This window comes from Caballeronia arvi (assembly GCF_001544695.2).
GTDB classification, from domain to species: Bacteria; Pseudomonadota; Gammaproteobacteria; order Burkholderiales; family Burkholderiaceae; genus Caballeronia; species Caballeronia arvi.
Genome location: NZ_FCOM02000065.1, coordinates 25,367 through 36,298, shown reverse-complemented (window position 1 = coordinate 36,298; position 10,932 = coordinate 25,367). Strand labels below are relative to the sequence as shown.

General features: G+C 61.7%; 11 protein-coding genes. 6 read left to right on the top strand and 5 right to left on the bottom strand.

What is annotated here, in order from left to right:
* Positions 1 to 795 precede the first annotated feature (795 nt).
* Both AWB74_RS37435 and AWB74_RS37430 read left to right on the top strand, forming a co-directional pair.
* Entirely contained in the window at positions 796 to 1,269 is a 474-nt protein-coding gene (locus tag AWB74_RS37435; protein ID WP_061151641.1) for a VOC family protein, read from the top strand.
* 29 nt (positions 1,270 to 1,298) lie between these two features.
* Positions 1,299 to 1,775, top strand: coding sequence for a VOC family protein (locus AWB74_RS37430; RefSeq protein ID WP_061151640.1), 477 nt, complete (start codon positions 1,299 to 1,301; stop codon positions 1,773 to 1,775).
* A 6-nt stretch (positions 1,776 to 1,781) separates the two neighbouring features.
* Here AWB74_RS37430 and AWB74_RS37425 read toward each other — a convergent pair whose 3' ends face one another.
* Positions 1,782 to 2,597, bottom strand: coding sequence for an ABC transporter permease (locus tag AWB74_RS37425; RefSeq protein WP_061151639.1), 816 nt, complete (start codon positions 2,595 to 2,597; stop codon positions 1,782 to 1,784).
* Positions 2,594 to 3,277: an ABC transporter ATP-binding protein gene (locus AWB74_RS37420; protein WP_061151638.1), complete on the bottom strand. Its 684-nt coding sequence runs from the start codon at positions 3,275 to 3,277 to the stop codon at positions 2,594 to 2,596. Before AWB74_RS37420 ends, AWB74_RS37425 begins: the two co-directional genes overlap by 4 nt.
* Positions 3,278 to 3,403: 126 nt before the next feature.
* On the opposite strand from AWB74_RS37420, the gene AWB74_RS37415 reads away from it, so the two are divergent.
* The 4 genes from AWB74_RS37415 to AWB74_RS37400 all read left to right on the top strand — a co-directional run bounded on the left by AWB74_RS37415 (position 3,404) and on the right by AWB74_RS37400 (position 8,124).
* The gene (locus tag AWB74_RS37415; RefSeq protein WP_061151637.1) at positions 3,404 to 5,773 is read left to right on the top strand and encodes an AsmA family protein; all 2,370 of its coding nucleotides are present in this window, start codon (positions 3,404 to 3,406) and stop codon (positions 5,771 to 5,773) included.
* Positions 5,774 to 6,429: 656 nt separating this feature from the next.
* Complete coding sequence (locus AWB74_RS37410; RefSeq protein ID WP_061151636.1) at positions 6,430 to 7,248, top strand: hypothetical protein; 819 nt, start codon at positions 6,430 to 6,432, stop codon at positions 7,246 to 7,248.
* Between the two features lie 7 nt (positions 7,249 to 7,255).
* A complete protein-coding gene (locus tag AWB74_RS37405; protein WP_061151635.1) occupies positions 7,256 to 7,630 on the top strand; it encodes a hypothetical protein in 375 nt (124 codons plus the stop codon).
* A 23-nt stretch (positions 7,631 to 7,653) separates the two neighbouring features.
* On the top strand, positions 7,654 to 8,124 hold the full coding sequence (locus AWB74_RS37400) for a hypothetical protein (protein ID WP_087039405.1): 471 nt from the start codon (positions 7,654 to 7,656) through the stop codon (positions 8,122 to 8,124).
* A 249-nt stretch (positions 8,125 to 8,373) separates the two neighbouring features.
* On the opposite strand, the gene AWB74_RS37395 is transcribed toward AWB74_RS37400, so the two are convergent.
* The 3 genes from AWB74_RS37395 to AWB74_RS37385 form a co-directional block, all read right to left on the bottom strand.
* Positions 8,374 to 8,616: a DUF2795 domain-containing protein gene (locus tag AWB74_RS37395; protein WP_061151633.1), complete on the bottom strand. Its 243-nt coding sequence runs from the start codon at positions 8,614 to 8,616 to the stop codon at positions 8,374 to 8,376.
* Between the two features lie 37 nt (positions 8,617 to 8,653).
* On the bottom strand, positions 8,654 to 8,920 hold the full coding sequence (locus tag AWB74_RS37390; protein ID WP_061151632.1) for a hypothetical protein: 267 nt from the start codon (positions 8,918 to 8,920) through the stop codon (positions 8,654 to 8,656).
* A 228-nt stretch (positions 8,921 to 9,148) separates the two neighbouring features.
* A complete protein-coding gene (locus AWB74_RS37385) occupies positions 9,149 to 10,885 on the bottom strand; it encodes a ClcB-like voltage-gated chloride channel protein (RefSeq protein ID WP_061151631.1) in 1,737 nt (578 codons plus the stop codon).
* Between the last annotated feature and the right edge of the window lie 47 nt (positions 10,886 to 10,932).

Below are 10,932 nucleotides of genomic sequence, written 5' to 3'. Positions count from 1 at the left end.
TGACGAATTCGAGGCGAAGTTGCATGGTGTTTTGCGGGTTCCAAGGCATGGTCAGTCCAGGCATTTCGATGCCCAAAAGTGTCAACCATGTCCCCGCCAAATCTGTCAACTATGTCCCCGGTCTATACACTGCTGCAAAGAAAGTAGGCAAAGAAACAGCTATCCCCAGCCTGAGCACTTCATACCGGCCGCGGCACAGAAGATGTCTCGTGGTCCGGCAATAGCGAGTGCCCTCACAAAACTCGCGCAGCTTGGATCGCGGACCCACTGTGGCGTACCGCCGTTTAACGAACTGGTGCAGCCATATCAAGTTCCAGCCCGCTTCGCGGCCGACGAGTCAATCGGGTTTGCGAGCGCGTTCGTCTTCCGTTGTTTTCCCTTGCATGCCCTTCGGCAGCGCGTAGCGCTGTGCCGGAACTTGCAAGGGCTGAACCAGCGTGCTTCACGTCATCGGGCGGCAGACCGTGTGCGATCCAAGCCCCGTGAGTTTTGTGGGGGCACTTGCTACTGGCGGACCACGAGGCACGTTCTGTGCCGCGGCCGGTATGAAGTGCTTAGGCTGGGGATAGCTGTTTCTTTGCCTACTTTCTTTGCAGCAGCAAAGAAAGTAGGTGCCGCCCCGCACAGGGGCAACGCAAATAGACCGGCACGAAATCAGGATTCCACGATCACAAGTAAAAAACCCAAAAAATTTGACATTCGACACGCGCTATGTCGATCGTCGCCATGCCCGTTCGTTGTAGGGTAGAGAGCCGCGCCGAACCCGGCGCGCTTCACTCACCAAACGGAGCCGATATGTCCAATTCCGCCGTCGATCCCATTCCCCAAGGCATGCACTCGCTGACCCCGCATCTCGTCTGCGCGGGCGCGGCCGAAGCCATCGAGTTCTACAAGCGCGCGTTCGACGCCATCGAACTGGGCCGCATGCCCGGACCGGACGGCAAGCTGATGCACGCGATCGTGAAGATCGGCGATTCGACGCTGATGCTCGTCGATGAATTTCCGCAGTTCGGCTCGGTCGGACCGAAGGCGCTGAAGGGCTCGCCGGTCACGATCCACCTGTATGTCAAAGATGTCGATGCCACCGTGAAGCAGGCCGAAGGCGCCGGCGCGAAAGTGACGATGCCCGTCGCCGATATGTTCTGGGGCGACCGCTACGGACGTCTCGAAGATCCGTTCGGCCATCAATGGTCGGTCGCGACGCACACGCGCGACGTCACGCCGGAAGAAATGAAGCAGGCAATGGCACAGCAGCCGTGCGGCCAGTGACGCACGAATCCACGAACGGAGACACGCACATGCACAAGATTTCGCCCTGTCTATGGTTCGAAGGCGGCAACGCCGAAGAGGCGGCGAACTTTTATGTCGATACTTTCAGGAACGCGCGCATCAAGGACATCATGCGCAGCACCGAGTCGGGGCCGAGCCCGGTCGGCAGCGTCATCGCCGTGATGTTCGAGCTCGAAGGCGAGGCGTTCCTGGCGCTCAACGGCAATCCGGAATTCAAGTTCTCGCCTGCGCTTTCGATGTTCATCAAATGCGAGACGCAAGAGGAAATCGACCATTACTGGGACAAGCTGCTGGACGGCGGCCAGTCGATGGCGTGCGGCTGGCTCACCGACCGCTTCGGCGTGACGTGGCAGATCGCGCCGACGCGTTTGCTCGGCATGCTGCAGGACCCGGACCCGGTGAAAGCCGATCGCACCATGAAGGCGATGCGCGAGATGATCAAGCTCGATCTGCCGACGCTCGAGCGGGCGTACAACGGCGAGTAAGCGCGCTCAAGCGGCGCGTTTGCGGGCTTTCCGTTCGACGAGCTTCGACGCCATGAATCGATGATCCGGCGAGAACAATCGCCGGTAAGTCAGCAGGACGGCCCCGACCACGCCAAGCCCCGACCCCGCCGCGATCAGAAACATGATGACGATCTGATAACGCACGGCCTGCAACGGCGACTGCCCGGCGAGCACCTGACCGGTCATCATGCCGGGCAGGCTGACGAGACCGACCACCGCCATCGCGTTCAGAGTGGGAATCATGCCCGCGCGCACGGCCTGGCGCGCGGGTCTCTGCGCCGCTTCCCAGCGCGAGGCGCCGAGCGCGAGCGACATCTCCACCGTCGCGCGCCCGGCGGTCAGTTCCTCCGTCATGCGCTCGATGCCGAGCGACACGCCCGTCAGGCAATTGCCGAGGATCATGCCGAGAATCGGTATCGCATATTGCGGCTCGTACCACGGATGTATGCGGATCACGACGAACAGCCCGAACGCGCCGATGATCCACGAACTGCCCCAGATCGAGAGAATGCTGTCCGCGCGCTGTCCGGCATAGGTGCGCCGCCCGCGGTCGGAGGCGGCGAGGCCGGCGATGACCGTCATCAGCGCCATCAGCGGCAGCACGACATACCAGCGGTTGAACGCGAACACCCAGCCGAGCACGTAACCGATCAGCAGCAGTTGCACGATGGTGCGCACCGCCGCGACGAACAACTTGCGCTCGAGCCCGAGGTTCAGCGCAACCGACAGCGCGCCGTTCACAACGATCAGCGCCGCCGCCAGGCCGATATCGATGAGCGAGAGATTCTGATAGCCATTCATCGCGGGTCGTCTCCGAGCACGCCGGCGTTCATCGTCAGATGACGCGTGGCGACGCGGCGCGCCTGTTCCGGATTGTGCGAGACCCAGATGCAGGCGCGGCCCGCTCCGGCGTCGAACCAGGCGGAGACGAGCGCTTCAATCGAGCGCGCCGAAGCTGGATCGAGCGATGCGGTCGGCTCGTCGAGCAACAGCACGTCCGGCGCGAGTTGCAGGACGCGCACGAGCGCGGCGATCTGCGCCTCGCCGCCCGACAAATCGCTCGCGAGCTTGTCGAGAAAGTCCGCTCCGCGTCCGGCCGCAAGTGCCAGCTTCATTGCGATATCGCGATCGAAATGTGCATCGCGATAGGTTTTCAGCGTGAACGGATAGCGCAGATTGTCTTCGACGGCGCCGTCGAGCATCGCGGGCCGCTGCGCGATATACGCGACGCGGCGCCGATACGCGGGAATCTCCGAGCGCGCGATGCGCTCGCCGCGCCACGCGACATGGCCCGCGTCGCAGGCATCGAGCAGGGCGAGCGTGCGCAAGAAGACGCTCTTGCCCGAACCCGAAGGCCCGGTGATCGCCGCGCGCTCGCCGGCGTAAAGTGTGAAATCCGTTGGATGCAAAAGCATCGTGCCGCGCACCGCGTCGCGGCGCGTGACGCCGTGCGCGGATACCAGCGATGTCGCGTTGAGCATCGTTTTAAGTGGGGTATTGTTCTTCGAGCGCACATCTTACGTCGCATCGGCCGCGTCGCTGCGCGGTTTCATACGGGCACACCATGTGCTGGCGAACACATAATCAGAAAAAATGGATGGAGCATCATGGCGCAGGCCCGAACGCCCGGAAAAATCGGAAGGATCGTCGTATGGTTTTTTGCCGTTCTGGCGGTTCTGATTGCAATACTGGTCGTGATCTTTCTGACTTTCGACTGGAACCGGCTGCGGCCCTGGGTCGACGACAAAGTATCGGAAGCGATCGGCCGCCGCTTCGAAATCACGGGTGACCTGAAAGTCGGCTGGCAGCGTCCGCCCAATGAAACGGGCTGGAAGCGCTGGGTGCCGTGGCCGCGCTTCTCCGCTGAAAAAATCACCATCGCGAATCCGGACTGGGCGCGGCAGAAGAATTTCGCCACGCTCGACGAAATCGACTTCCAGGTGCAGGTGCTGCCGCTGCTCGCGCACGACATCGTGATTCCGACGATCAACCTCGTGAACCCGTCGATCGATATCGAGCGGCTCAAGGACAATCGCAACAACTGGACCTTCAAGTTCAAGCAATCGACGGAACCGTCCACCTGGAACCTGAAGCTCGGCGATATTTCGCTCGCGAAAGGCACCGTCGGTGTCCACGATGAATTGACCAAGGCCGAAATGCAGGTCGTCATCGATACGCTCGGCCAGCCCGTGCCGATCGGCGAAGCGATGAAGCAGCAGCAGGAAGCGTCGGCGAAATCGTCGGCGGAGATGGTCGGCAAAAGCGGCGCGGCGAAGCTCAACAAGCAGGCCGATGCAGCCGCGGCATCGGAAGCGTCGGCGGCGTCCGCTGCATCGGCTGCGGCTGCGGCGAATGCGTCGTCGCCGAATCCGGCGAGCACGTCGGCGAATACGAGCATCACCACGAAGGAAGGGCCGAAGCCGCCCGTTCCGCCTTACGCGTTCGGCTGGACCGTGAAAGGCACGTACAACGGCGGCAAGGTGTCCGGCGACGGCAAGCTCGGCGGCGTGCTCGCCGTGCGCGACGCGCAGCGCCCGTTCCCCGTGCAGGCCGATGTGCGCCTCGGCGACACGCATATCGCGTTCGTCGGCACCGTGACCGATCCCGCGCATCTCGCCGCGCTCGATCTGCGCCTGTGGGTTCAGGCCGTGAGCATGGCGCATCTCTATCCGTTCACCGGCGTGACGCTGCCCGAGACGCCGCCGTTCGCGACCGAAGGGCGCCTGACCGGCCAGTTCCGCGAGGACGGCAACGTGTTCCATTACGAGAACTTCACCGGTCGCGTGGGCGGCAGCGACATCAACGGCTCGCTGGTCTATGCGGGCAGGAAGCCGCGTCCGCTGCTGCAGGGCGAGCTCGTGTCGCATCTGCTGCAGTTCAAGGATCTCGCGCCTGTCATCGGAGCCGATTCGAACGCGAGCAAGGCGAAGCGCGGTGAGAAGGAGAAGCAGCCGTCGTCGAAGGCGCTGCCGACCGAGGAGTTCAAGACCGACCGCTGGAAGGCCATCGACGCGGACGTGAAGTTCACCGGGCAGCGCATCGTCAAGGACCCGGATCTGCCGATCACCGATCTGTACACGCACGTCATCATGAAAGACGGCGTGCTGTCGTTCGAGCCGCTCAAGTTCGGCGTGGCGGGCGGCACGATGGCGTCGAACATTCATCTCGACGGCAGCGCCGCGCCGCTCAAGGGCCGCGTATCGGCGCAGGCGCGGCATCTGAAGCTCAAGCAGCTTTTCCCGACCGTGAAGACGATGCAATCCGCGCTCGGCGAAATCAACGGCGACGCCGCGCTGTCCGCGACCGGCAATTCGCCCGCGGCGCTCGCGGCGACCTCCAACGGCGAGGTGAAGGCACTCATCACCGAGGGCACCGTGAGCCGCCTGTACATGGAGGCGGCGGGGCTGAACGTGGCGAACGTCGTGTACGAGAAGCTGTTCGGCAAGCGCGACGTGAACATCAACTGCGCGGCGGCGGATTTCGTCGTGACCGATGGCGTGCTCGATTCACGCGTCTTCGCGCTCGATACCGACGATGCCGTCATCAACGTCGATGGCACGATCAATCTGAAGACGGAGGACATGGATCTGGGCGTCCATCCGCATACGAAGGGCTTGCGCATCTTCTCGCTGCGCTCGCCGCTGTATGTGAAGGGCACGTTCAAGGACCCGCACGTCGGCGTGAGCCCGGTGCTGGCGCTGCGCGGCGCGGCGGCGGTGGGGCTCGGTTTCGTCAACCCGTTCGCGGCGCTGATTCCGCTCATCGCGCCGAGCAACAACAAGCCGCTGCCTTGCCAGCAGATGCTCGCCGACATGAGCCGTCCGCCGACCGCGCCGCCGGCCGGCCAGAAGCAGAAGGCGAAGGCCGCGCCGGCCTATATGTCGTCGGATGCGGCGGCGGGCGGGGCCGCCGACAAAGGGGCGAAGAAGCCGGCGGCGCCTGCGCCGGCCAGTGCGGCGCAGTATCGGGGAAGCTGAACCGCCGCTCGGCCTTTCGCACAGTTATCCCCATGAACTGGGGAGCACCCTGTTGAAAACGCGCCTGGAAGTCTGCCAAGTGATTGACGCGCAAGGAGAAGTCATGCGCGCTTCATTGCGCGTCGGCACGCGTCCCGGCTTGCATGAGTTATCCCCAGCGAACGGGGAAAGGGCTGTGGAAAACCGCTTGGCGACTGATCTAGTTTCTTGATTTCGTGGCGAAATCCGCGTGCGGCGCGGTTCGCGTCACTTTTTTTTGATGGCGATGGCGCGGGAGATCGTCAGATTGAATCGCATCAAATTTTGTCGTCTTTCACACCGAATATAATTCGGAATCCTCTAGGATATTTAGTTCTCCGTCTGACAAGAGGTGTCACTTTGTTTCCGAAGTGGGGGTTTCCTGCATGGGGCTTCTCGTACAACGCACTGTATGTGCCGCTGGGCAGCAGCAATTGGCATTGTTGTTTGATGCCGGCAAGTGAAGTTAGAAGCCCGCTTCAGACATGGAACCGGTCATGGTCATCCAGCGATAGGCTACGTCAAAAACATAGTCGAAGTAGTTGGTCTGATCACCGATGGTGGGAGGATGATGACGACGACGACGTTGAGGAGGAAATGGAAGACGTATCACGCGTGATCGCAACGACTTCCTCCAGATGCTCGATATTCGAATCGATCGGCGTGAAGCCTATATGTCTCACGACTTCACACAATGTGTGAGTTACATTCAGGAGCATCTGCGCGTTTCAACGTTTGACATGCCGGTCGACGGTGCAGGGATCACGCGCATTCTGAAACAGTCCGTGCGTGACAATCGGCTCATTCCGGCGGTCAATCGCGACTGGTCTGGCAATCGAAGCGTTTTTCGTCACTATGCGCCGCAGTATTGGCCCACCTCCGGTGGCGGTTCTGTCGCATCGAGCAAGCCACCGTCATTGACGGAGTTCTATTCGGCGAAGCAGGCCAATGGCGAACTCGGAAACGCCTTGGCCGACGGCGGCGCGTTCGACCTGTCGTCGAAGGCGATGGGGCTGGAGCGTGCGGCCTCCGCTTCCGATGCCTTCGGCGCCACCATTGGTGATCTCCGCTCGGCTGGATCTAACTGGCTCGGCTTGGCGATCGAAGTGGCCGGTGCGGTCGCTGGAGGGATGCTTGACAGTGCCAGCGACGACAACCCGTTGCTCAAGAGTTTCACGGACGGTGATACGGCGCTGTCGGATGCGGAGCCGTTTGCATTCGAATCGGGACTACCGGACGGCGACAGCTTTGATCTTGCGGGGATACCCTTCAATGGCGGTCCGGGGTGGGTCGAGTCTGGACCCAGGCAGAAAAAACAATGGCGCATGTACGGATCCGACCGGGCCCCGGTGGTAGACATCGATTTTGATGACCATCACGGCCAGCCGAATCCGCACGCGCACAATTGGGACGATGGTGTGCGCGATCACGGCTGGCCCGTATCTATTTTTCGTTGAGGTTCATATGGCCGAGATTTCGGAACTATATGGGAATTTCCATGATTGGTTCCTGGAAACTATCATCGTTCGTGGCAGTACCAATCCAAGGCGTCCTGACACGCTTGTTCTCGGGTTGTTTGATGATCAAAAGTGTGTGAGCGTCACCTTCGATGGTATGAGCCGGGCAGGATTCAAAGGTGGCGGTGCCTTGAACATCGTGAACTGTCTGGAAATTGTCGAACCGAACACTGATGGCTTTGCTTTAGCGCAGAGTCTGCTTAGCGAATCAGCACACGGCAAGCACAGTGGGCGATATGTCGCGTATCTATACTCGACCGTGGGAGCAGAGATTGCCGTTGAATTCGACAGCGTGACGATTGCAACACAACCCGCCCAGTGAGCATTCAGGCGAACGGACTTTGTTTGAATACATTCGGTTGGGAACATGCAAAATACGGTGGCTTGCTACTCAAGGTGCTCGGCGACTATCCATCGTTCCACGATGCAATCGTAAGAGCCCTTACCATACGTCGCGCACGCCGTTCCACCGTTAATGAAAATGGCGAGCCGCTGTTTCCGGGCACGATAAGGGAGCTTGTAGATATCGATTTGGAGATTCTTCACAACTGTGCCGGGCCTCGACCGGAAGCAGGACAGCCGGACTATGCCGTAGCGGTTCAACTCAGATCGGTCCGTGCCGGCGAGATCGATGCAAGCGCGATGATTGAGGAAGCGTGGATCAGGGACATCACGTTGTCGAAGGAAGAAAACGGGCTGGTCAAGTTTGACCTGAACCCCAACATCGGCCTCGACCTTGTGGTGACTTGCGAGGAAGTCATCGTTCAGTCGATCACGCCGTACGAGCGCGATCAACCCGCGCCCAACCTTGCATAACTTATCCCCAGCGAACGGGGAAAGGGCTGTGGAAAACCGCTTGGTGACTCATCTAATTTCTTGATTCCGCGCCGAAATCCCCGCGCGATGCGGTTCGCGCCACTTTTCCCCTCTTCTGTGACGGATCGCTTCGACCCTCGAGTTATCCACAATTTCTGTGGACAGCAATGTTGAAAAGCGTCGGGCAGTCGCGTTAAGTCTTTGATGAGTAAGGTTTTGTCTGACGTGACCGATGCTGCGCGCCGACCGCTAGATCGATATCCCCGATCCGCCGTTACTGCCCAGCAGTTGCTCGACCGAATCCGGGTCGGTGTAGTCCTGCTCGGGCAAGCCGTCGAAGAGCGTGATGACGTCGTTGGACACGCCTGCCGCGCGCGCCGCGTCGACGATCGCATCCTTGTTGGCGGGGTACTTCACGGTGCGTAGGACCTGCGCGATCTCGTCGTCGATCGGCTCGTCGTTCAAGGCGTGTTTTGCGTGCGTGTCGGTCATTCGGAGGTCCCGTGTCAAAGTGCGAAAGAGGAGGTCGTCAGGTCCTGACCTGGATCGGCTGGCTCACCATACCGTGACTCGGCGCGCGCGACTTCGGCAGCGGCACATGACGCCAGCGCGCGTGATCGAGATCCTGCGCCGATACTTCCGGCGCGGGCGGCGCAACGGGCGCGGCGTTCACGCGCAGCGCAGCGCGAATCGCGGCGGCGCCGGCGGTGGATTCATCGGTCGAACCGGTATGCAGCGGTGCGGCATAGCACGATACCGAAACCAGAGCCATCGACAACAACGTTGAGGTCTTCATCGGGCAACCCCTCCTCACGTAAGCAGCGAAGGTCATCAAGCAAAGCCTATGCCGATGAACCTCTGCGCTGCCCGCCGTGCGCACGGTCCGTTAGGACGATGCACGCACGGGCGCGACGAGTGGGCGTCGCGCGAACGTACTTCGAGTGAATTGTGAAGTCAGCCGAACACGCGATGAAAGGCGGGCGCAAGCAGCGCGCGCGCCGCGAAATTGCACGGCCGCGCAGTTTCAGCGCGATGTCGGATTCAAACGGAAGTATGCGTCCAGAAGGGAGGTTTTGTACACGACGCCGAGCAGCAGCGGCTGCGTCTTTTTCTCGATCACCGGCAGCCGCTCGCCCTGAAACGCGAGGAAGTGCTGCAGCGCTTCGCCGAGCGACATGTCGGGTGTGAGCACGTCGAATTGCGGCTGGAGATAATCCTCCGCCGTCTTCGTTTTCGTGTCGTGCTCATCGAGGAGATCGGAAGTGATGTCCTTCAGCGCGACGACGCCGCGGAAGCGCTCGGCTTCATCGACGACATAGAGATACTTCACCGGATACTCGAGGAACACGCGCGTCATGTCCTTGATGTCCGCCGTGAGCGGCACGACGGTATCGGCCGGTTTGACGAGCTCGCGCATCTGCGTCGCGGCAAGCCGCATGCGCTCTTTCTCCTCACGATTGCGGCGCAGCGTGACTTCGTACATCGACGTTTGTTCAGACGTGCGCGCGATGAAATACGCGATCACGCACGAAAGCATCAGCGGCAGCATGACCTGATATGAGAGCGTCATCTCGAAGATCATCAGGATCGCCATGAGCGGCGCGTGCGTGGCGGCGGCGAGAAACGCGCCCATGCCGACCATCGCGTAGGCGAAGGGCGCCGACGTGTATTGCGGGAAGATCGCATGCACGGCGATGCCGAAGAGGCAGCCGAGCACCGCGCCGACGAAGAGCGTCGGCGTGAAGATACCGCCGACGGCGCCCGAGCCCGCGGTTGCCGCTGTCGCGATGATCTTGAAGACGAGCACGACGAGCAGCGTGGTCCACGCCCACGGCTCGTGCAGCAGCGAGTTCACGACTTCGTAGCCGTTGCCCCAGACTTCGGGCCACCAGACCGAAATCACGCCGACGATCAGGCCGCCGAGCGCGAGGCGCACCGGCAAGGGCAGGGGCAGCGTCGAGAAGCGTTTCTTCGACGCCGCCAGGAGCCGCAGAAACTGCGGCGCGAGCACGCCGCACAAGAGGCCGAGCACGACGAAGAGCAGCACTTCGATGCCCGTGACGGCCGGAAACACAGGCATCTCGTACGGCGGCTTGTAGCCGGCGAACTCGCGCATCGTGATATTGGCAACGACCGACGAGACCACGATCGGCCCGAAGCTTTCCATCGCCATCGAACCGAGCACGAGTTCCGTGACGAAGAACGCGCCCGCGATCGGCGCGTTGTACGCCGACGTGATCCCGGCCGCCGCGCCGCACGCGACGAGCAGCCGCAGGCGCGGCGGATCGAAATGCACCCAGCGTCCGATGAGCGACGAAGCGAGCGCGGCGAGCTGCACCATCGAGCCTTCGCGGCCGATGGAGCCTCCGCTCGAAATCGTGATGAGCGAGGATAAACTGCGCCAGAAGCTTTGCCAGACGGGCACGACGCCATCGCCGATGGTGACGGCTTCCATATAGTCCGTGCTCGCGTTCTTGCTGGCGCGTTTGCGCGCGATCAGCAGGCAGCAGCCCGCGATGAGCCCGCCCACCGCGGGCAGCGCGATGCGCGCGGGCCAGGGCAGGCTGTGCGCGAGCGCAACGAGGCCTTCCGAGTGGTTGCCCAAGAGTCGTTGCAGTATCTCGATGCCTTCGCGAAAGACGGACGTCGCGAAGGCCCCGGCCACGCCGACGACGACCGCCCAGACGAGCATCGTATGCGAGTCGGAGAGACGGAAAAGCCGTTGGGCGCGTGTACGGAGCTTGAGCAGGAAAGAGAGCACTTTTGCGAAATCGTGGAAAGCTTAGAAGCAAATGGAATAAGGGGGTG

Coding starts and splice junctions, on each gene's coding strand:
- AWB74_RS37435 (WP_061151641.1), top strand. CDS start 796: ATGTCCAATTCCGCCGTCGATCCCATTCCCCAAGGCATGCACTCGCTG.
- AWB74_RS37430 (WP_061151640.1), top strand. CDS start 1,299: ATGCACAAGATTTCGCCCTGTCTATGGTTCGAAGGCGGCAACGCCGAA.
- AWB74_RS37425 (WP_061151639.1), bottom strand. CDS start 2,597: ATGAATGGCTATCAGAATCTCTCGCTCATCGATATCGGCCTGGCGGCG.
- AWB74_RS37420 (WP_061151638.1), bottom strand. CDS start 3,277: ATGCTCAACGCGACATCGCTGGTATCCGCGCACGGCGTCACGCGCCGC.
- AWB74_RS37415 (WP_061151637.1), top strand. CDS start 3,404: ATGGCGCAGGCCCGAACGCCCGGAAAAATCGGAAGGATCGTCGTATGG.
- AWB74_RS37410 (WP_061151636.1), top strand. CDS start 6,430: ATGCTCGATATTCGAATCGATCGGCGTGAAGCCTATATGTCTCACGAC.
- AWB74_RS37405 (WP_061151635.1), top strand. CDS start 7,256: ATGGCCGAGATTTCGGAACTATATGGGAATTTCCATGATTGGTTCCTG.
- AWB74_RS37395 (WP_061151633.1), bottom strand. CDS start 8,616: ATGACCGACACGCACGCAAAACACGCCTTGAACGACGAGCCGATCGAC.
- AWB74_RS37390 (WP_061151632.1), bottom strand. CDS start 8,920: ATGAAGACCTCAACGTTGTTGTCGATGGCTCTGGTTTCGGTATCGTGC.